The sequence below is a fragment of the Devosia sp. 63-57 genome (genome assembly GCF_001899045.1).
GTDB classification, from domain to species: Bacteria; Pseudomonadota; Alphaproteobacteria; order Rhizobiales; family Devosiaceae; genus Devosia; species Devosia equisanguinis.
This window is the reverse complement of sequence record NZ_MKUY01000005.1, coordinates 901,225-920,764: the sequence shown is the minus strand read 5'-3', so window position 1 is coordinate 920,764 and position 19,540 is coordinate 901,225. Positions and strand designations below refer to the sequence as shown.

Here is a 19,540-nt window from a genome sequence, read left to right as displayed (position 1 = left end):
TCGACATCTCCCCATTCCCGGACTCCGATATGAGCCAGCCGATCACGCGCAACAAGAATGTCATGGTGCTGACCGCGGCGCAGGCATTGGGCGGTGCCAGCCCGCCGATCGTGATCGCGCTGGGCGGCCTGGTGGGGCAGCAGCTCTCATCCGATCCGGCTCTGGTGACGCTGCCGGTCAGCATGCTGAATTTGGGGCTGGCCCTGGGCACGCTGCCATCGGCCTATGTCACGCGCCGCTTTGGGCGGCGGCGGGGTTATGTGTTCGGTGCAAGCATCGGTGTCGTTGCCGGCATCGTGGCGGCTTTCGGTATCTATCTGGCATCGTTTGCTGTTTTTTGCGCCGGCACACTGATCGCGGGCTTCTATGCGGCCTATGTACAGAGCTATCGCTTTGCTGCGGCGGACGCCGTCGAAGGGCCGGACAAGGCCAGGGCCATTTCCTGGGTGATGATTGGTGGCCTCGTGGCTGCGATCATCGGCCCGCAACTGGTCATCTGGACGCGCGACCTGTTTCCCGGCACGCCTTTTGTCGGCAGCTTCCTCAGCCAGGCCGTCCTGGCGCTGCTGGCCATTCCGGTGCTGCTGCTGCTCGTGGCCAAGCCTGCCACCACCAAGGCCCAGAGCAGTGGCGCGCCCACCCGCACACTCATGCAGATCATCCTGATGCCGCGCTACATGCTGGCCGTAGCCGCAGGGACCGTGTCCTACGGGCTCATGGTCTTCGTCATGACTGCCGCGCCTATCGCCATGGTTGGGCACGGTCACTCGGTGGACCATGCAGCGCTCGGCATTCAATGGCACGTGCTGGCCATGTTCGCACCGAGCTTTTTCACCGGCAGGCTGATGGCCTGGTTCGGCAAGGAACGCGTGACGGCCGTCGGCCTCCTGCTCATCGGTATTTCGGCCGGCTTTGCCTTGGCGGGTCTGGAGCTGTTCAATTTCTGGGTGTCACTGATCCTGCTGGGGATCGGCTGGAATTTCGGCTTTATTGGCGCCACCGCCATGGTTACCGATTGCCATACGCCCGAAGAGCGCGGCATGGCCCAGGGCGCCAACGATTTCCTGGTGTTCGGCACCGTCGCCATCGCCTCGTTCTTCGCCGGCGCATTGCTGCATGCCTCGGGCTGGCAGACTATCAACTGGCTGGTTTTTCCGGCGGTGGCATTGGTGCTGGTGCCGCTGGTCTGGCAGGCTGGCCGCAAGAGCTGACCAAGCACCTCAACAGGCGCAGTAGATATTGTAGAGAGTGGAGAGCACTTGCCGCACTTCGCTCGAGGCCAGCGAGTAGTTGATCTGCTGACCGTCGCGACGAGTCTTTACCAGTCCCCAGGCGCGCAGCTTCGACAGATGCTGGGACAGCGGTGATTGTCCCAGCTCGACACGCTCCGCGAGTTGACCGACATTGAGCTCCTGGTCGAGCAGATTGCACAGGATCAACAGGCGCTTTGGGTTGGCCATGGCCGTCAGGAGCTCGGAAGCCTTTTCGGCATTCTGCTCCATTTTCTCCAGTTCCATATTGATCATATTAGAAATCTCGTATATGAGAATAATCGTTAGTTCACTATCGCCGTTTCGGAAGCGGTTTTCAAGGAGTTTGGAGATGTCCGTCAATGTCGGCCCTGCCGATCGTCTGATCCGCCTCATCGCCGGCGTCGTGCTGGTTGCGCTGGCGCTCACCGGCCTGTTGCCGCACCCCGCCCTGTTCTGGATCAGCCTGGTCGCGGGCGTGATCATGATCGCTACCGCGGCTTTCCGTTTTTGCGCCCTTTATCGGCTTATCGGCCTCTCCACCTCTAAGGTTTCCAACCCATGACTGAATTTACGCCCGTGGCGTCGCTGCTTGGCGGCGCGCTGATTGGCCTGTCGGCCGTGTTGCTCATGGCGTTTCATGGCCGCATTGCCGGCATGACGGGAATTCTGTCAGGGCTCTTGCCGCCACTCTCGAGCGATTGGGCCTGGCGCGCAGCCTTCATCGCCGGCGCCATCGTCGCCCCGCTGCTGGTCATGGCCGTGTCCGGCTTCACCGTCGATTATTCCAGCCCGGTGCCGATGCCGTGGATCATTGCCAGCGGACTCGCCGTCGGGGTCGGGGTGTATTTCGGCTCGGGCTGCACCTCGGGTCATGGGGTGTGCGGCATCGCGCGGCTTTCCCCACGCTCCATCGTGGCCACCGCGGTTTTCCTCGGCGTTGCCATGCTGACCGTCTTCGTCATTCGTCACGTGCTGGGAGGCTTCTGATGCAGCGCACCATTCTTGCGGGCCTGATCGGCATCGTCTTCGGTACCGGCATTGCCGTTTCCGGCATGTCCAACCCGGCCAAGGTGCTTAATTTCTTCGACGTGGCCGGCACTTGGGACCCGTCGCTGCTGCTGGTCATGGCCTCGGCCCTCCTGGTCACGTCCATCGGCTATCGTTTCGTGCTGAGGCGGCCCAAGCCGGTGCTCGAAGCCAGGTTCCACCTGCCCACAAACCGCCGGATCGACATGCCATTGATCGCCGGCGCGGCCGTGTTCGGGATCGGCTGGGGCATATCCGGGTTCTGCCCGGGTGGCGCCATTCCAGCCCTCGGCCTGGGGGAAGTAACGGCCTGGGCCTTTGTGGGCGCGATGATGGCCGGCATCTTCGCCGCTCGCACCCTGCGCCAATCGCTTGCCCAGCGCGCCACGCAATCCGCCTGACCCTTACCAAAGGAGCTTTTCATGGCCAGTCTTGCTTTCACCCCCGACCTTTCGGTGAAGCCGGAAGTGACCGCCTTCTTCGACGCGCCAACCAACACCATTTCCTATGTGGTCAAGGACCCGAACTCCGAGGCCTGCGCGGTGATCGATTCGGTGATGGATATCGACTATGCCGCCGGGCGTATCACCTATGACGGCGCCGACCGGATCATCGCCTTCATTCGTGACAACGGGCTCAAGGTGGAATGGCTGATCGAGACGCATGTGCATGCCGATCACCTTTCGGGCGCGCCCTATATCCAGTCCAAGACCGGCGGCAAGCTGGCGATCGGGGAGAACATCACCATCGTCCAGGACACGTTTGGCAAGATCTTCAACGAAGGCACCGAATTCCAGCGCGATGGCTCGCAATTCGACCGCCTGCTCAAGGATGGCGACAGCTACCAGATTGGCTCACTGACCGCCCATACCATGCACACGCCTGGCCATACCCCGGCCTGCATGACCCATGTCATCGGTGACGCCGCCTTTGTTGGGGATACGCTGTTCATGCCCGATGGCGGCTCGGCCCGCGCCGACTTTCCCGGTGGGGATGCGCGCACGCTTTACCGCTCCATCCAACGGGTCCTGCAACTGCCGCGGCAGATGCGGCTCTTCATGTGCCACGACTACGGTCCGAACGGCCGTGATATCCAGTGGGAAACCACGGTCGGCGACGAAATCGACCACAATATCCATGTCGGCAAAGGCACCAGCGAGGACAGCTTCGTCAGCATGCGCGAAGCGCGCGACGCGACCCTGGCCATGCCCAAGCTGATCATCCCGTCACTGCAGGTCAATATGCGCGCCGGTCAGCTGCCGCCCAAGGACAAGGATGGCAAGACCTTCCTCAAGGTGCCGGTCAACGGCCTCTAGCACTCGACCGCCCAAACCATGTTCTCCTTCTTCAAGCCCAAGAGTAAATCGATGACTATCCGCAAGATCAGCGACGACTTCTCGGCCACCGGCCAGATCACGCCCGACCAGGTCAAGGCCGCGGCCGAAGCTGGCTTCAAATCCATCCTCTGTGCCCGCCCTGATGACGAAGAACCCGGCCAGCCCAGTTTTGCCGATGTCGCTAAGGCGGCTGAGGAACAAGGGATCGCCATCGTGCACATCCCGGTCTCGGGCATGCTGGGCGAAGGCCAGATCATCCGCTTCCATGATGCCTGGGCGAGCATGCCCAAGCCGATGCTGGGCTATTGCCGCTCCGGTGCCCGGGCCGGCAGCCTCTATGCCACGCTGAACAAATAGCCCCACGCCCGCCCACAGGCCCATTGTGGTGCACAGACAGAGTATCGAGCGGTGCGCTTGCAGTCTTATTTCCCCATCCTCACCTGGGGCCGCAGCTATAACAGGCAGACACTGACCAGCGATCTCATCGCGGCGGTGATCGTCACCATCATGCTGATCCCGCAATCGCTGGCCTATGCGCTGCTTGCCGGCCTGCCGCCGGAAGTGGGTCTATACGCCTCGATCCTGCCGCTGCTGGCCTATGCGGTTTTCGGCACCTCCTCGGCACTCGCAGTGGGTCCGGTGGCGGTGGTATCGCTGATGACCGCCAGCGCGGTCGGCCGCATCGCCGCAGAAGGCAGCGTGGATTATCCCAGCGCCGCCATCATGCTGGCCCTGCTCTCTGGGGTCATGCTGACCCTGATGGGCCTGTTCAGGCTCGGCTTTGTCGCCAATTTTCTATCCCATCCGGTGATCTCCGGCTTCATCACCGCATCGGGCATCATCATCGCCACCAGCCAGATAGGAGGCCTCTTCGGTATCAAGACTGAGGGCCACACCCTCCCCGAGCTTGCCATCTCGATCTGGACCAATCTGGGCGCGATCAATCTCTGGACCCTGGCCGTGGGTGCCGTGGCGCTGGCACTGCTGCTATGGATCCGGCTCGATCTCAAGAACTGGCTGGCTCGCCTGGGCATTTCCAAAAGTGTCGCGACCGTCCTGGTGCGCGCCGGGCCAGTCCTGGTGGTTTTTCTCACCATGGCCTGGTCGGTTGGCATGGATCTGGGCGCAAAGGGCGTAGCGCTGGTGGGCGATGTCCCGCAGGGTCTGCCGATGCTGAGCATGCCCAGCCTTGATCTCGGCGTGATCAACCAGCTCGCGCTGCCCGCACTCATCATTTCCATCGTCGGCTTTGTCGAATCCATCTCCGTGGCGCAGACGCTCGCCGCCAAGCGGCGGGAGCGCATAGCGCCCAATCAGGAACTGATCGGCCTCGGCGCCTCCAATATCGCCGCAGCACTTGGTGGCGGCTATCCGGTGACCGGCGGCTTCGCGCGCTCGGTGGTCAATTTCGACGCCGGCGCCGCGACGCCGGCCGCCGGCGCCTTCACCGCCATCGGCATTGCCTTGGCCACCCTGCTGTTGACGCCGTTCCTCGCCATCCTGCCCAAGGCGACCCTCGCCGCAACCATCGTCATTGCAGTTTTGACGCTCGTGGATTTCTCTATCCTCAAGCGCGCCTGGACCTATTCGCGCGCGGACTTTGCCGCTGTTGCCATCACCATGGTCGGAACACTGCTGCTGGGCGTGGAAACCGGTATCGCACTGGGCGTCGGCGCCTCAATCCTGGTGTTTCTTTATCGTTCCTCGGTGCCGCATGCCGCCATTGTCGGGCAGGTGCCGGGAACCGAGCACTATCGCAACGTCAAGCGCCACAAGGTGGACACTGTCCCAGGCGTCATTTCCATTCGCGTCGACGAAAGCCTCTACTTCGCCAATGCCCGCTATCTGGAGGATCTGGTGCTGCAACAGGTTGCGGACCACCCCGGCATCACCGACATTGTGCTGATGTGCTCGGCGGTGAACACTATCGACATGTCGGCACTCGAAAGCCTCGAGGCCATCGCGCATCGGCTGCACGACATCGGCATTGCACTGCACCTCTCGGAAGTGAAGGGGCCGGTGATGGATAAGCTGGAGCGCACGGACTTTATCGCCCATCTTGCCGGGGTTCATCTCAGCCAGCATCAGGCCATGCAAGCGATTGCCGCGCACCGCCTGCGTACAACAGGTGAAGAAGGGGAAGCGGCATGACCAATATCGTCTGCTCGGCCTGTGGGGCCACCAACCGCATTGGCGTTGACAAAGCGATGGCGCGCGGCAAATGCGGGCGCTGCGGCAAGGCGCTGTTCTCGGGCACTCCGGCCGACGTGCCAGCCGCCATTCTCGAAAAGCAAATCGCCAAATCCGACATTCCAGTGCTGGTCGACGTCTGGGCGCCCTGGTGCGGACCATGCCGTGTCATGGGACCGCAATTCGAAGCGGCAGCGCGTGCGGCAGAGCCGGAGATGCGCTTCGTCAAGCTCAATTCCGACGACAATCAGGCGCTTGCAGGTCAGCTTGGTATTCGGGGCATCCCGACCATGATCCTGTTCAAGAACGGCAAGGAAGCGGGCCGCGTCTCCGGCGCCATGTCGAGCACCGACATTGTGAACTGGGCCCGCCAGACAGCGCGTTAAGGCGCTGCACCCGAGCGCCTGATCACGGCACCAACCAGGCGCATTTTTGAACTACACTCAAAATCATTGGGTCAAACAGCAAGATATTTTTGCGCCGTATCAGGATAAGTACGTATAGCGGACAAAATCGCCGCTGACGACGCAGTTCACGACAAGCAAAGGATATGTCGACAAAACGAATTGATTTGCGCACAAACGATGCAACATTCGATTCTCAATTTGCACAAAGCAGCCGATCCTCATGGCCTGGCCTCCCCTGAACTGCGTAACGCCGTCCCATTTCTGTCTCATCGCATTTGGGCGTGCAGGGTCGTGACGAGGACCTGAAATGGCCATCGAAGTCACCCTATCGCCGGACCTTGAGAAGGCGACAGCCGATATGCTGAATGCCATCGGCATGCGTATTCGTGCGGCGCGGCGGACGCGCAAGCTGACCCTGCAGGCGCTTTCGGCGGCATCGGGCCTCAGCACCTCCATGCTCAGCCTCGTCGAACGCGGCCGTGCGTCCCCCTCCATTGCCTCGCTGATGGTGATCGCCAGCGCGCTCGAACTGACCGTGCCGGACCTGCTGGTGGCCGACCCGAACGGCGAGGAAACCATTGTCACACGCGCCGGCAAAGGCCGCCATGTCGAGACGCCCGAGCATATGGTCACGCAATTGCTCAAGCAGGACCGTGCCAGCGGCGTTTCGGTGTCGCTGACCCATTTTGCCGCACGCGGCGGCGGCAACGAGTCGCCAGCGTCGCATGACGGTTTTGAATATGGTTACGTGCTCGACGGCGTTCTATCCGTCGAAGTGGATGGCGCCGTTCACGACCTGGGCCCCGGCGACCTCATTGCCTATCAGGCGCGCCGGATGCACAGGATCTGGAACCCAGGCGATGTTGAAACACGCGCGCTCTGGTTCAATCTCGAGCACGAATAGCGCCAGCCTCTGCCTGGCGGAGCTTTCAACCCCATCGACAGTCATGGCCCATACTAGGCTCTGTCGCGGTCAGCGCGCCGCCATAGAGCCTTGTGTTGGCCGGACGCTGCACTTGCCGCGTGGTACGGAGCCGAAAGCGTGCGCGAAACCATGGGCAAAAGGCTGAAGAACGTGCTTCGCCAGACCTTCAAAACCCTCTATCAAACACCGGCCAGCTAAGGCATCGGGAGGACAATCATGAGCAAATCTGAACGCATCGAACAGCTTCTGGCCAGCATGACGCTGGAGGAGAAGGTGTCCATCCTCTCGGGCGAAGATTTCTGGAGCGTGCCTGCCGTCGAGCGATTGGGTATCGGCAAGCTGCGGGTGACCGACGGCCCCAATGGGGCGCGCGGCGGCGGCTCCCTGGTTGGCGGGGTGAAGTCCGCTAGCTTCCCGGTTGGCATCGCGCTGGGATCGACCTGGAATGTGGCGCTGCTCGAAGAGATCGGCGCCGCACTGGCCGAGGAAGTCAAATCCAAGAACGCTCATATGCTTTTGGCGCCCACTGTCAACATCCACCGCTCGGTGACCAATGGGCGCAATTTCGAATGCTATTCGGAAGACCCCTTCCTCACCGCCGAACTGGCCGTGGGCTATATCAAGGGCCTCCAGGGCCAGGGCATCGGCGCCACCATCAAGCACTTTGTCGGCAATGAGAGCGAGATCGAGCGCACCACCATCTCGAGCGAGGTCGACGAACGGGCGCTGCGCGAAATCTACCTCTTGCCCTTCGAGGCCGCCGTCAAGAAAGCCGGCACCTGGGGCGTGATGAGCTCCTATAACCGGCTCAACGGCACCTTTACCTCTGAGCACAACTGGCTCCTCGGCACTGTGCTGCGCGACGAATGGGGCTATGACGGCATCGTCATGTCGGACTGGTTTGGCAGCCACTCGACCGCTGAAACCGTCATTGCCGGACTCGACCTTGAAATGCCGGGGCCAACGCGTGACCGCGGGCAGAAGCTGGTCGATGCCGTCAAGGTCGGCACGGTCAGCCAGGAAATTCTCGATCGGCGTGTGCTGGCCATGCTGCGCCTGATGGACCGCGTCGGCTCGCTGGACGATCATCGTCCCCATGCCGAACGCGCCGACGACCGGCCGGAGACGCGGGCGCTAATCCGCCGCGCCGGTGCCGAGGCCGCCGTACTCCTCAAGAACGAGGGCGTACTGCCTCTCTCCGGCACCGGCACGATCGCGGTGATCGGTCCCAATGCCAAGAGCGCGCAGATCATGGGCGGCGGTAGCGCCCAGCTCAATGCCCATTACCGCATTTCGCCCTGGCAGGGCCTCGTCTCGGCGGTCGGCGAAGCCCGCCTGCGTTACGCGCCTGGCTGCACCAATGATCGGTTCCAGCCAGTGCTGCGCGGTCAATTTGATGCCGAGTATTTCGACAATGAGACGCTCAGCGGCACGCCTGTTTATGTCGGCACACAGGAAGACGCGCAGACCTTCTGGATCGGCCGGGTCGCCGAGGGCAAGGTAGACCCGCTGCACTTCTCGGTCCGATTGACCGGCCACTTCACGCCCGAGCACAGCGGCGCGCACAATCTGGGCATTTATGCTGCCGGCTTTGCCAAGGCCTATGTGGACGGCAAGCTCATCGCCGATGCCTGGACCAACTGGAGCAAGGGCCGCACCTTCTTCGAGGAAGGCTGCGATGAGGTGGTCGGGTCGGTGATCCTGGAGGCCGGTCGTGCCCATGAGGTGGTGATCGAATTCGCCACCAAGGATTTTTCGACCCTTGGCCTCGCCGCATTGGCCTGTGGCATCGGCTATCCGCTGGGCGATGCGGCGATTGCCGAAGCAGTAGAGGCCGCCAGCGGTGCTGAAGTCGCCATCCTCTTTGTCGGCCGCAATGGCGAATGGGACACCGAGGGCAGCGACCTGCAGTCGATTGGCTTGCCCGGGCGGCAGGATGAGCTGGTGGCGGCCGTCGCCAAGGCCAATCCCCGCACCATCGTCGTGCTGCAGACTGGTGGGCCGGTGGAAATGCCCTGGATTGGCTCAGTGGCCGCCGTGCTCGAAGCCTGGTATCCCGGCCAGGAGGCCGGCAATGCCATCGCGGACGTGCTGACCGGCGCGGCAGAGCCCAGCGGTCGCCTGCCACAGACCTTTCCGGTGCGCTGGGCCGACAATCCCGCCCATAGCCAGGACCGCGAGGTCTATCCGGGCCTCGAGGGCAAGGTGCGCTACGAAGAAGGGATTTTTGTCGGCTATCGCCATTATGACAAGCTGGGTCTGACCCCGCTCTACCCCTTCGGCTTCGGCCTCGGCTACACCCAATTCGCCCTGTCGGATCTCGTGGTCGATGACAGTGACTTCGAGAGCGACGGCGTGGTCAATGTTGCGGTCACACTGACCAATACCGGTGCGCGCGAGGGCTCAAGCGTGGTGCAGCTTTACGTCAGCGATGCAGAGGCCTCAGCGCCACGTCCGGCCAAGGAGCTCAAGGCTTTCGCGAAGGTCAAGCTGGAGGCCGGCGCCTCCACAACTGTCTCGCTGGCGCTCGATGCCCGCAGCTTCGCGTTCTTCGACACCCATGCCAAAGTCTGGCTGGTCGAGGCGGGGGCGTTCACCATCCATGTCGGCCTGTGCTCGACCGACCTGCCATTGCAGCAGCAGATCACCCGCAAGAGCGCGCTGACACTGCCGCTCTAAAGCGCGGAGAAACACAACGGCCGTGGCCTGGGATTTTCCCATGCCACGGCCACTTCATTTTCAGCTGACGGGATAAGTCCGTCAGTTTAGGCGTTGCCCGTCGGCGCTAAACAGATGCACCTCGTCGGTCGCAAAGCCGAGGGTTACCGTGCCGCCGACCTCCAGCGCGCTTTGCCCAAGCAGGGCGGCGGTGATTTCCTGGCCATCGCCCAACCGCGCGCGAATGACCGTCTCATTGCCCAGCCGCTCGACCAATTGCACCGTGCCCTTAAAGGGACCCGAAGGATCAAGATGCAGCGCATGGGGGCGCAGGCCAAGGGTGACACTGTCACCGGCCTTGGCATCGCTACGACCGGGGACCTGCACTTCGGTACCGGCCGTCGCGAGCCGCAGGGCGCCGCCATCGGCACTGACGATTTTGGCCGGCAACAGGTTCATCTTGGGCGAGCCGATAAAGCCGGCGACGAAGAGATTGGCCGGCTTGTTGTAGAGATCGAGCGGGCTGCCCACCTGCTGCACCACACCGCCATCGAGCACCACGATCTTGTCGGCCAGGGTCATGGCCTCGACCTGATCATGGGTCACATAGATCATGGTGGCGTCGAGATCATTGTGCAGGCGCGCCAGCTCCATGCGCATGTCGCCGCGCAGCGCTGCATCGAGATTGCTCAGAGGCTCGTCGAAGAGGAACACGTCGGGCTGGCGCACAATGGCCCGTCCGATGGCAACGCGCTGACGCTGACCACCGGATAACTGGGCCGGGCGACGATCAAGCAGATGCTCCATCTGCAAGATCTTGGCGGCGTCACGGATCTTCCTGTCGCGCACATCCTTGGGCGTGCCGGCCAACTTCAGTCCGAAACCGACATTGTCGTAGACGGTCATGTGCGGATAGAGCGCATAGGACTGGAATACCATGGCGACACCGCGATCGCGCGGCTCCACATCGTTGACCACGCGGTCGCCAATGGTGATTTCGCCATCGGTGATGTCCTCAAGGCCCGCGATCATGCGCAGCAAGGTGGACTTGCCGCAGCCCGAGGGCCCGACGAAAACCACGAACTCGCCATGGGCAATGTCGAGATCGACGCCCTTGATCACGGGCACTTCGCCATAATTCTTGTGAACGGAACGGAGGGTCAGCCCTGCCATTTCGGAAACTCCTGTTAGCCCTTCACCGCGCCCTGCATCAGGGCGGCGACGAATTGGCGTTGGAAGAGAAGGAAGAGTGCGATGGTAGGCGCGAGGATCAGCAGCGCGCCGGCGCAGAGCAGCGGAATGTCAGTGCCCCACTGCCCCTGGAAGGCGCCGAGGGCACCGGCCATAGTGCGTTGCATCGGGTCCTGCACCAAGACGACGGGCAGCAGGAACTGGTTCCAGGTCCACAGGAAGAGGAGAATGGTCAGCGACATGATGGCGGGACGCGCCAGTGGCACCTGCACCATCCAGAATTCCTTCCAGCGGGTGGCGCCGTCGAGCTGCGCGGCCTCGGTCAGGTCATGCGGCACGTTGAGGAAGTGGGCGCGCATCCAGTAGACACCGAAGGGCATATAGAGCCCGATCAGCGGCAGGATGATCGCGAAGCGCGTATTGAGCAGGCCCAGCGCCCGCACTTCGTAATAGAGGGGTGTGATCACAGCCTCGAAGGGCAACGTCAGCCCGAAGACAAAGAGCAGGTAGAGCCACTTGTATTTATTGGTGGTGAGCTTGGCCAGGCCATAGCCCGCCATGGTGGCGATCAGCACCGAGATCGGCACCACGCCCAGCACGATCAGCACGCTGGAGAGCAGCAGCTGGTCCATCTTGGAGACTTCGAAGGCGCGAACGAAATTGCCCCATTGCGGATCGGCGGGCCATTGCAAGCCATTGGGATAAGTCCCCTGCGGCGCCAAAGCGGCAGAGAGCATGGCGAGGAAGGGCAGCAGGGTGATGACCATCAACAGGACGATCAGCCCGCGCGCCACCAGCGTATTGGAAAGCGTGGTCTTCATTTCTTTTCCCGGGCAAACCACTGGATCGGCGTAATCGAGATCAGCACCAGCACCATGAGCACGATGGCCAAAGCCGAAGCGAGGCCGACCTGGCGGTGGGCGAAGGCAAGTCTGTAGATTTCGAGCCCCGGCACGGTGGTGGTGATGCCCGGCCCGCCCAGGGTGGAGATATAGACGATGTCGAAGCTCGCCAGCGCCGAGATGACGGTCAGCGTCACGCAGACGGCGATTTCCTGGCGCAGGCCCGGCAGGGTGATGTAACGGAATTCATGCCATGGCCGCGCGCCGTCGAGACGGGCGGCCTCGTAAAGGCTCGGGTCGATCTTGGTAATGCCGGTGACCAGCAGCATGGTGCAAAGCCCGAGCAGCACCCAGGCGCCGATCATGCCGACAGCGGGCAGTGCCCAGACGAAATCGCCCAGCCAGCCGCGCGCCCAGTCGGACAGGCCAATCGCGCGCAGGCCCTGATTGACGACGCCGGTCGAGGCAAACATCCAGCTCCAGGCGATGCCGGCGGCAACCAGCGGAATGACCTGGGGCAGGAACAGAATGGTGCGTGTGGCAGTGCCGAAGGCGCCTGCCATGTGGCCACGAATGACCGAGGCGACGGCAAGACCCAATACAACCGGTATGATGGTGAAATAGCCCACCAGCTGGAAGGCGTTGCCGATGATCTGCAACAGCTTGGGGTCGGTCAGGACGGTGATGTAATTGGTCAGCCCGTGGAAGCGCGCTTCCCCGATGCCGTCCCAGCGCAGGAACGAATAGTAGAAGCTCATGGCCAGAGGCACGAGCACGAAGGCAGCATAGGCGATGGCGGCGGGCGCGATGAACAGCCAGGCCGTCATGACGGCCTTGCGATTGCCCTTGGAGGGCGCCCGCCGCTTTGTGTCTTGCCGCTGCGCGGCCGGTGTCGATGTCATATGTCTTTCACCATCGCTGTGGCTCGAGTGCCCCTAGGGCCTCTGTCATAGCAAGAACTGGATCAGGCCACTCCCTGGGAGAGTGACCTGATCCGGGTCGGCAGCGGCTCGAAATCCTCAGCGGGACAACTGGGTTTCGTATTCGCGCTGCACGGCTTCGAGCAGGCCGGTGGCGTTCTGCTGACCGCCAACCATCTTCTGCAGTTCGGGGGTCCAGCCAGCGGCAAAAATGGCGCCGGTGGCGTTGGCGATAAAGTCCATGGCGCCATTGTCCTTGGCCAGGGTCGCGCCGGCAGCGAGCGACTGCTCGGTCACCGAACCCGGCTCAACGGCGGGCAGCGGCAGATCGGCCGGGCCGCCGGGGTTGGAACCGCCGACCTCCACATTGATGGCGCGAGCCTGTTCGTTGCGAGCCACCCAATCAAGGAAGAAGGCGGCGCATTCGGGATTGGCGGCCTTGGCCCCGATGCCATAGGTCAGGGGCGAGGACATGGAGGCGTGGCGACCGCCATCTTCCAAGCTCGGCATGATGAAGAAGCCGAACTTGTCCTTGGCATTGGTGTCGAGATTGCCCGACTCCCAATCGCCGTTGAACATGAACAGACCTTCGCCGCCGATATAGCGGCTCATCATCTGGAAATATTCGATGGCATTGGCGTCGGAGGGGAAATAGCCCGCCTTGATCCAGCCTTCCAGATGCTCGGCGGCCTTGAGATTGTCGGCCGTATTGATGGTGGCGCCGTCCTTCTGGAAGATCCAGTCGTTGATCGGCTCGGGCGCGCCGTAGGCACCCATCAGGTTCTGCAGCGGGAAGGCGAGGCCTGCCGTGCCCTTGTTCCACTGCATGACGGGCAGAATACCGGCTTCCTTGGCCTTGGCCATGGCGGCGTCAAGTTCGGCCAGCGACTTCGGCGGCTCGGTCATGCCGATCTTGGCGGCCAGTTCCTTGTTATAGAACACGCCGGTCATCGAGTAGTTGAGGCCCATGCCGTAGAGCGAGCCGGTACCACGCGGCCGGCCGCCCTCTTCAACGCGCAGCTGCACCAGCTGGCCGGCGGGGAACTGGTCCCAGCCCAGCGCGGTGAAATCGTCGTCGAGATTGCGCAGCAGGTTGTTGGCGACGAGATCGGTGATCGAGGGCACGCGGATCAGGTCCGGCGCATTGTCTTCCGACAGAATGCGCGGGGAGTTCTCCATCATATTGGCGAACTGGTCTTCCTTGATGTCGAAGGTGACATTGGGGAACTGCTTGGTGAACTCTTCGGCCAGGCGCGTGGGCAGCGGGAAGCCGGTTTCGAAATAGGAATTGAGCACGACCGGGTCGGTGCCGCAGGTGGGCGCGGCCATTGCGGTGCCGGCCGTTGCGGCCACCGACAGGGTCAGGGCTGCGATACGAAGTGCGTGGCGGGACTGATTTCTCAAGACGACCTCCTCCAGGGTAAAGGCAGTGGATATTTCCATCTGCTAAATGGATTTAGCGCATGGAGCCGGAGGAGAGTCAATACGTCCCTCCGGCCCGTATGCGGCGACTATACCAGCTTGCGCAACGCCTCGATGACGGCCGTTGCGCGCCGGTCTTCCGGCCCCATCATCCAGTTGGTGACGAAGCCGAAACCGATCCGGCGCCGGGGATCGGCAAAGCCGACCTGTCCACCTGCGCCGTCATGCCCGAAGCAGCCGTCGCCGAGATAGCGCCGCGCTTCGGAATCGAGCTGGAAGCCGTAGCCCCAGCGAGAAAATGGAGGCTCCCCGCCGAACACCGGCTCGCCCTGGCTTTGCGGACGCGTCGCCTCGGCGATGACCGCATCGTCGAGCAGCCGGACACCTTCTGTGGGCGTTACGACAGCCGACCAGATGGTGGCGAGAGCCTCGGCCGAGGCAATGCCGCCGGCGCCCGGGATTTCGGCGGCACGAATACGGTGCTTGTTGAAGCCGCCGGTCTCGCTGACGAGGTCGACGGGCAAGGCGTGCCCCAGCGTCATGGCCTTGTATGGCCAGTTCGGCTGCGGCTTCTTGCTTTCCTCGGCCCAAAGATCGATCAGCGGCTGGCTGACGCGGATATGGGCGGGCCGATCGGCCAGCGCATCGGGAAGGCCGATCCAGGCGTCGGCGCCCAGAGGGGCAGTGATCAGTTCACTGAAATACTGGCCCACGGACATGCCGGTGACGCGGCGGATGATTTCGCCGGCGAGCCAGCCATGGGTCAGGGCATGATATTGATAGCCCGTGCCCAGCGGCCAGAGCGGTTCCTGCGCAGCCAGAATGGCGGTGATGCGATCCCAATCGACGATATCGTCTTCGCTGAGATCGGCGCGCGGCGCGGACAGCCCCGCCTGATGCGCCAAGGCCTGGCCCACGGTGACCTTGTCCTTGCCAGCCACGGCGAATTCGGGCCAGTACTGGCTGACCGGGGCGTCGTAGTCAAGCCGACCATCCTGAACCAGGCGCGCCGCCAGAACCGAAACCAGACCCTTGGTGCAGGAAAAGACCGTGGTGGGCGTGTCCTTGGTCCAGACACGCCCGCTGCGCGCATCGGCAACCCCACCCCAGAGGTCGACGACGGTCTTGCCGTCCACGCGGATATGCAGCCCTGCGCCCATTTGCGGACGATCGGCAAAGCCAAGCGCGAAGGCGTCGGCCAGGGGTTCGAAACCGGGTTCGACCGAACCGTTGATATCCACGCTCATGCCCTAAGCCTCCACGACCAGATAATTGTCAGCTCTGACGACCAGGGGCAGCGGATCGGAAATGCCGCCGCGGAAGTCGCCGTTCTCAGTGACATTGTTGAACGCCAGCAGATGCGGCTTGCCCGCACGATCCAGGGCGACACGACCGGCATAGAGCCGCTCGTCGACCAGAAGCCGCGCCTTGGAGAAATCGACCTGACCGGGCATCTCGCCCACCGGCAGGGTCCAGACACCGCCGGTCTGCCCGGCGCGCGGGCCACAGAGTTTTGCCGTGTCGCAGCAAAAGACGATGTGGTTCTGCCCGGCGATGGCGATCAGTTGGAACACTTCGAGATGAGCAAAGCCGGAACCGGCTGCGCTGAGCGCCGGCTGCACTGTCCAATTGTCGAGATCGGATGAGGTCACATGAGCCATGACGCCGCGATCGGGCTCGAGACCATCCTTGCCGCGGGCGGTCACCAGCATGTGCCAGAGCCCTGCCGCATCGCGGAACACCCATGGGTCGCGCCAGGCCTCTTCCGGCCAGCTCGATGTCCCCAGCGTTTCGTAGAGCGAGGGGTCAGCGACGACGACCGGGCCGGGCTGCTTGGTCCAGGCGAACAGATCAGGCGAAGTCGCCAGGCCAACGGTTTCGACATTGGCAAAGCTGTCGGGCGAGAGGAAGCGCGAGCCGGTATAGAACATGCGCCAGAGGCCGACATCGTCCCGCACGATCGAGCCGGTCCAGGTGGCGCTGCCATCGAAGCTGCCTTCGGGGCCGGCGTCGAAGACCCGGCCATGATCGGTCCAGGATATAAGATCGCTCGAGGTCGCATGGCCGATACGGGCATTGCGATGGCGCAGGTCGGGATTGCCGAGCGCGCGCGGGGCATGCAGGTAGAATAGGTGAAACTGGGCGCCATCGTCGGCGAACCAGAAATCCCAAACCCAGTGATCCGGGAGGTTGAAAGACATGCAAGGCCCCTGCTAAAACCATTTAGCAAATGCTACGCGGCGGGAGAGTTGTCAAGCGTCCGCTGCATGGCTATCCAGTCGAAAATGCATGGCGCTGATTTCGCCGGCATCAACAGGGGCATAGGGCTTGCCGAAAAAGCGTGTGACATTGGCCGATGTGGCCCGGCTTGCCGGGCTTTCGACCACAGCGGCATCGATGATCCTGACGGGCAGGCCGGATACGCGCCTATCGGCCGACGCCCATGCCAAGGTACACCAAGCCGCGACCACGCTCGGCTATCGTCCCAATGTTGCCGCCCGCGCGCTGCGCACCGATAAATCGCGCTCCATCGCTTTCATTTCCGACTATGTGGCGACAACGCGTTTCGCCAGCGGCCTTATTCGCGGCGCGCTGGCCGGTGCCGAGGACGCCAAGCATGTCATGCTGGTGCTCGAAACTGGCGGCGAGCCGGCGCGCGAGATTCAGGCGGTGGAAGCGGCGCTCGATCGGCAGGTCGACGGGCTGATCTTCGCCGCCATGCGAGCGCGCGAAGTGTTTGTGCCCGATATCGCCATCAACGTGCCGACGGTGATGCTCAACAGCACCAGCGCGCGTTTTCCCCTGTCGGTGCTGCCGGACGAATATGAAGGCGGCCGCACAGCGGTTAGACTTCTGGTCGAGGCAGGGGTGAGCGAGAGCGTTGTGCTTCTGGGCCACAATGCGGAAGAAGAGGCAGGGCTGTTTCGCTCGGAAAGCATTTCCCGGCGCTTTGCCGGCATTCGCGACGAAATGGGGGCGCGTGGCCTGCGGTTCGACGCCGAACTCAGTTGCTGGAACTGGGAGCCGGACCAGGGCTACGCTCTCACCAAGGCGCAGTTGCAGAAAGGCACACCGCGCGGCCTGCTCTGCCTCAATGACCGGCTCGCCTTTGGTGCCTATCAGGCCCTGACGGAAGCCGGGCTCGCCATTCCCGACGACGTGGCGCTGGTCTCGTTCGACAATGACGAGCTCGCCTCCTATCTCCGGCCGGGCCTGACCACGATCGGCCTGCCCCACCAGGAAATGGGGCGCCGCGCGGTGAACCTGCTCTTTGCCGGTCAGAAGGCCAAGCCACAGCTGGTGCCCATGCCCACGCTCATCCGCGGCTCCCTGCCCGCTGCGCACTAGCGGCAGAGGCAAGACCTGTCCGGCCTCCATCAACCCCGCGCGCTATGGGCAGGCGGGGTTCGTCAATCGGTGCATTTCGCCCCGCCGCTCCGTCTTGTTAGCGTATTGTTAACCATGACGGCAGCTGATGGGCAGCACGGGATCTCTGCTGATTTGGAGTTCGAAATGGCCCAGGGCGGCACGCATGTCATTGTGGTCGGCAACGAAAAAGGTGGCTCGGGCAAATCCACCACCGCGCTGCATCTGGCGGTCTATCTGCTGCATCTGGGGCACAGGGTCGCCACCATTGACGTCGATAGCCGTCAGCAGACCCTGACCCGCTACGTCCGCAATCGCCGCGCCTCGGCCGAGGCCAGCGGTCGCGATGTGTTGATGCCCAAGCATGTGCACCTGCCGACCGCCTGGGGCGACTCCATCCGCGAAAACCAGCAGGTCGAGTTGGGAATCTTCACGCGCGCCATGGATGGCCTGCGCGGCCAGGTGGATTTCGTCGTCATCGACACGCCCGGCTTTGACGGCAACCTCGCCAGGCTTGCCCATGGCGCGGCCGATACACTGGTCACCCCCATCAATGACAGCATGATCGATCTCGACGTGCTGGCCCGCATCGATCCCAAGACCGGTGCGCCGCTCGAGGCCAGCCCCTATTCGCGCAATGTGCAGAAGGCGCGCGCCGAGCGTCAGGCCGAGAACGGGGGCGCCATCGACTGGGTGCTGGTGCGCAATCGCATTTCCAATCTCGGCTCGCACAATGCCAGCCGCGTGCAGGAGACGGTAGAGCGCCTCGCCGAAGGATTGGGCTGCCGGGTTGCCGACGGCATTGCCGACCGCGTGATCTTCCGCTCGCTTTTCCTCACCGGCATGACCGTGTTCGACCCGCTGGAGGCCGACCTGCTCGGCGGCGCACCGACCATGTCGCATGTCAACGCCCGCCACGAATATCGCTCGCTGGTGACGGCCCTGCGCCTGCCTCAAGCACAGGACCTGCGGGCCTCGGCATAGCCAGGCATTTCGCGCCGCGGGCAAAGCGTGACCGCGCCGAGGGGAACTCACCGCCCTGCCGGACATTGGCCTCCCAACCACGGAGGACCAATTGACCGACCGCTTCACCATGCAGGACCCGCGCCATCAATATCCGGCGCCGCCCTTTCCCCGCCAGCCGCAATCCCCGCCGGGCATTGTCGGCAAGATGACGCCGCCGCCGGACCACGGCGAAGAAAGCTATGCCGGTTTCGGCCGCCTTCTCGGCCGCAAGGCGTTGATCACCGGCGGCGATTCCGGCATTGGCCGCGCTGCCGCCATTGCCTTTGCGCGCGAAGGCGCTGATGTCGCCATCAACTTCCTGCCTGACGAGATCGACGACGCCAATGAGGTGATCGGCTATATCGAAAAGGCCGGAACCAGGGGCTATGCCTTGTCCGGTGATATATCCGAGGAAAAGACTTGCCGCTCTATTGTCGAGCAAGCCATCAAGCAGCTGGGTGGGCTCGACATTCTCGTGATCAATGCTGCGCGGCAGCAGGCGCGGGAATCGGTCGAAGAGGTCTCGAGCGAGGACTTCGACCGCACCATGAAAACCAATCTCTACGCGCTGCATTGGATGACGCAGGCCGCCGTGCCGCATTTGCCGCCCGGCGCGTCGATCATCACCACCGCCTCGATCCAGGCCTATGAACCCTCGGCGCATCTGCTCGACTATGCCACCACCAAGGCGGGGATCGTCGCCTATACCAAGGCCCTGGCGGAGCAGATGATCGAGCGCGGCATTCGCGTCAACGCCGTGGCGCCCGGCCCGTTCTGGACGGTGCTGCAGCCCAGCGGCGGACAATTTCCGGAAAAGGTCGAGACGTTCGGAGGGAATAGTGCCTTCGGGCGGCCGGGGCAGCCGGTGGAACTGGCGCCAATCTACGTGCTGCTCGCCTCCCAGGAGAGCAGCTATATTACCGGGGAAGTGTTCGGGGTGACCGGTGGCAAGGGTGTCGCCTGATCCCAAAAACAGAAAGGGCGGGACCCTTGGGTTC

At 63.1% G+C, this 19,540-nt stretch carries 20 protein-coding genes; 13 read left to right on the top strand and 7 right to left on the bottom strand.

Annotated features, from left to right (window positions below; translation table 11 throughout):
* Positions 1-29 precede the first annotated feature (29 nt).
* The gene (locus BGO80_RS12725) at positions 30-1,211 is read left to right on the top strand and encodes an MFS transporter (protein ID WP_286721774.1); all 1,182 of its coding nucleotides are present in this window, start codon (positions 30-32) and stop codon (positions 1,209-1,211) included.
* 9 nt (positions 1,212-1,220) lie between these two features.
* Here BGO80_RS12725 and BGO80_RS12720 read toward each other — a convergent pair whose 3' ends face one another.
* Entirely contained in the window at positions 1,221-1,526 is a 306-nt protein-coding gene (locus BGO80_RS12720; protein WP_286721773.1) for an ArsR/SmtB family transcription factor, read from the bottom strand.
* Between the two features lie 76 nt (positions 1,527-1,602).
* Between BGO80_RS12720 and BGO80_RS12715 the strand changes: the two genes are divergently transcribed.
* The 9 genes from BGO80_RS12715 (at position 1,603) to BGO80_RS12675 (ending at position 9,817) form a co-directional block, all read left to right on the top strand.
* Positions 1,603-1,815: a YgaP family membrane protein gene (locus BGO80_RS12715; protein ID WP_286721772.1), complete on the top strand. Its 213-nt coding sequence runs from the start codon at positions 1,603-1,605 to the stop codon at positions 1,813-1,815.
* Positions 1,812-2,240 (top strand): YeeE/YedE family protein, encoded by a 429-nt coding sequence (locus BGO80_RS12710; RefSeq protein WP_286721771.1) that lies wholly within the window; start codon positions 1,812-1,814, stop codon positions 2,238-2,240. The genes BGO80_RS12715 and BGO80_RS12710 overlap by 4 nt, the downstream gene beginning before the upstream one ends.
* Complete coding sequence (locus tag BGO80_RS12705) at positions 2,240-2,680, top strand: DUF6691 family protein (protein WP_286721770.1); 441 nt, start codon at positions 2,240-2,242, stop codon at positions 2,678-2,680. The genes BGO80_RS12710 and BGO80_RS12705 overlap by 1 nt, the downstream gene beginning before the upstream one ends.
* A gap of 21 nt (positions 2,681-2,701) precedes the next feature.
* Entirely contained in the window at positions 2,702-3,595 is an 894-nt protein-coding gene (locus tag BGO80_RS12700; protein WP_126149384.1) for an MBL fold metallo-hydrolase, read from the top strand.
* Positions 3,596-3,646: 51 nt separating this feature from the next.
* Positions 3,647-3,973, top strand: a complete 327-nt coding sequence (locus tag BGO80_RS12695; protein WP_286721769.1) for a protein tyrosine phosphatase family protein — start codon at positions 3,647-3,649, stop codon at positions 3,971-3,973.
* Between the two features lie 51 nt (positions 3,974-4,024).
* The gene (locus tag BGO80_RS12690) at positions 4,025-5,767 is read left to right on the top strand and encodes a SulP family inorganic anion transporter (RefSeq protein WP_286721768.1); all 1,743 of its coding nucleotides are present in this window, start codon (positions 4,025-4,027) and stop codon (positions 5,765-5,767) included.
* Entirely contained in the window at positions 5,764-6,192 is a 429-nt protein-coding gene (gene trxC / locus BGO80_RS12685) for a thioredoxin TrxC (protein WP_286721767.1), read from the top strand. Before BGO80_RS12690 ends, trxC begins: the two co-directional genes overlap by 4 nt.
* Positions 6,193-6,520: 328 nt before the next feature.
* Positions 6,521-7,117, top strand: coding sequence for a helix-turn-helix domain-containing protein (locus tag BGO80_RS12680; RefSeq protein WP_286721766.1), 597 nt, complete (start codon positions 6,521-6,523; stop codon positions 7,115-7,117).
* 237 nt (positions 7,118-7,354) lie between these two features.
* The gene (locus BGO80_RS12675; RefSeq protein WP_286721765.1) at positions 7,355-9,817 is read left to right on the top strand and encodes a beta-glucosidase; all 2,463 of its coding nucleotides are present in this window, start codon (positions 7,355-7,357) and stop codon (positions 9,815-9,817) included.
* 81 nt (positions 9,818-9,898) lie between these two features.
* On the opposite strand, the gene BGO80_RS12670 is transcribed toward BGO80_RS12675, so the two are convergent.
* The 6 genes from BGO80_RS12670 to BGO80_RS12645 form a co-directional block, all read right to left on the bottom strand.
* Entirely contained in the window at positions 9,899-10,969 is a 1,071-nt protein-coding gene (locus BGO80_RS12670) for an ABC transporter ATP-binding protein (RefSeq protein ID WP_286721764.1), read from the bottom strand.
* Between the two features lie 14 nt (positions 10,970-10,983).
* Positions 10,984-11,808 carry a carbohydrate ABC transporter permease gene (locus BGO80_RS12665; protein ID WP_286721763.1) on the bottom strand — a complete coding sequence of 275 codons (825 nt, stop codon included), beginning with the start codon at positions 11,806-11,808 and terminating at the stop codon, positions 10,984-10,986.
* Entirely contained in the window at positions 11,805-12,731 is a 927-nt protein-coding gene (locus tag BGO80_RS12660; RefSeq protein ID WP_286721762.1) for a carbohydrate ABC transporter permease, read from the bottom strand. Before BGO80_RS12660 ends, BGO80_RS12665 begins: the two co-directional genes overlap by 4 nt.
* Positions 12,732-12,848: 117 nt before the next feature.
* Positions 12,849-14,153 carry an ABC transporter substrate-binding protein gene (locus BGO80_RS12655; protein WP_286721761.1) on the bottom strand — a complete coding sequence of 435 codons (1,305 nt, stop codon included), beginning with the start codon at positions 14,151-14,153 and terminating at the stop codon, positions 12,849-12,851.
* 107 nt (positions 14,154-14,260) lie between these two features.
* Positions 14,261-15,418, bottom strand: coding sequence for a serine hydrolase domain-containing protein (locus tag BGO80_RS12650; protein WP_286721760.1), 1,158 nt, complete (start codon positions 15,416-15,418; stop codon positions 14,261-14,263).
* 3 nt (positions 15,419-15,421) lie between these two features.
* Complete coding sequence (locus BGO80_RS12645; RefSeq protein ID WP_286721759.1) at positions 15,422-16,372, bottom strand: glycoside hydrolase family protein; 951 nt, start codon at positions 16,370-16,372, stop codon at positions 15,422-15,424.
* A gap of 127 nt (positions 16,373-16,499) precedes the next feature.
* On the opposite strand from BGO80_RS12645, the gene BGO80_RS12640 reads away from it, so the two are divergent.
* The 3 genes from BGO80_RS12640 (at position 16,500) to BGO80_RS12630 (ending at position 19,506) form a co-directional block, all read left to right on the top strand.
* Positions 16,500-17,519 carry a LacI family DNA-binding transcriptional regulator gene (locus BGO80_RS12640; protein WP_286721758.1) on the top strand — a complete coding sequence of 340 codons (1,020 nt, stop codon included), beginning with the start codon at positions 16,500-16,502 and terminating at the stop codon, positions 17,517-17,519.
* Between the two features lie 165 nt (positions 17,520-17,684).
* Positions 17,685-18,521, top strand: coding sequence for a division plane positioning ATPase MipZ (locus BGO80_RS12635; RefSeq protein ID WP_286721757.1), 837 nt, complete (start codon positions 17,685-17,687; stop codon positions 18,519-18,521).
* A 91-nt stretch (positions 18,522-18,612) separates the two neighbouring features.
* A complete protein-coding gene (locus tag BGO80_RS12630) occupies positions 18,613-19,506 on the top strand; it encodes an SDR family oxidoreductase (RefSeq protein ID WP_286721756.1) in 894 nt (297 codons plus the stop codon).
* Positions 19,507-19,540 lie beyond the last annotated feature (34 nt).

Coding starts and splice junctions, on each gene's coding strand:
- BGO80_RS12675 (WP_286721765.1), top strand. CDS start 7,355: ATGAGCAAATCTGAACGCATCGAACAGCTTCTGGCCAGCATGACGCTG.
- BGO80_RS12635 (WP_286721757.1), top strand. CDS start 17,685: ATGGCCCAGGGCGGCACGCATGTCATTGTGGTCGGCAACGAAAAAGGT.
- BGO80_RS12660 (WP_286721762.1), bottom strand. CDS start 12,731: ATGACATCGACACCGGCCGCGCAGCGGCAAGACACAAAGCGGCGGGCG.
- BGO80_RS12720 (WP_286721773.1), bottom strand. CDS start 1,526: ATGATCAATATGGAACTGGAGAAAATGGAGCAGAATGCCGAAAAGGCT.
- BGO80_RS12725 (WP_286721774.1), top strand. CDS start 30: ATGAGCCAGCCGATCACGCGCAACAAGAATGTCATGGTGCTGACCGCG.
- BGO80_RS12680 (WP_286721766.1), top strand. CDS start 6,521: ATGGCCATCGAAGTCACCCTATCGCCGGACCTTGAGAAGGCGACAGCC.
- trxC (WP_286721767.1), top strand. CDS start 5,764: ATGACCAATATCGTCTGCTCGGCCTGTGGGGCCACCAACCGCATTGGC.
- BGO80_RS12665 (WP_286721763.1), bottom strand. CDS start 11,808: ATGAAGACCACGCTTTCCAATACGCTGGTGGCGCGCGGGCTGATCGTC.
- BGO80_RS12650 (WP_286721760.1), bottom strand. CDS start 15,418: ATGAGCGTGGATATCAACGGTTCGGTCGAACCCGGTTTCGAACCCCTG.
- BGO80_RS12695 (WP_286721769.1), top strand. CDS start 3,647: ATGACTATCCGCAAGATCAGCGACGACTTCTCGGCCACCGGCCAGATC.
- BGO80_RS12645 (WP_286721759.1), bottom strand. CDS start 16,372: ATGTCTTTCAACCTCCCGGATCACTGGGTTTGGGATTTCTGGTTCGCC.
- BGO80_RS12710 (WP_286721771.1), top strand. CDS start 1,812: ATGACTGAATTTACGCCCGTGGCGTCGCTGCTTGGCGGCGCGCTGATT.
- BGO80_RS12670 (WP_286721764.1), bottom strand. CDS start 10,969: ATGGCAGGGCTGACCCTCCGTTCCGTTCACAAGAATTATGGCGAAGTG.
- BGO80_RS12700 (WP_126149384.1), top strand. CDS start 2,702: ATGGCCAGTCTTGCTTTCACCCCCGACCTTTCGGTGAAGCCGGAAGTG.
- BGO80_RS12705 (WP_286721770.1), top strand. CDS start 2,240: ATGCAGCGCACCATTCTTGCGGGCCTGATCGGCATCGTCTTCGGTACC.
- BGO80_RS12715 (WP_286721772.1), top strand. CDS start 1,603: ATGTCCGTCAATGTCGGCCCTGCCGATCGTCTGATCCGCCTCATCGCC.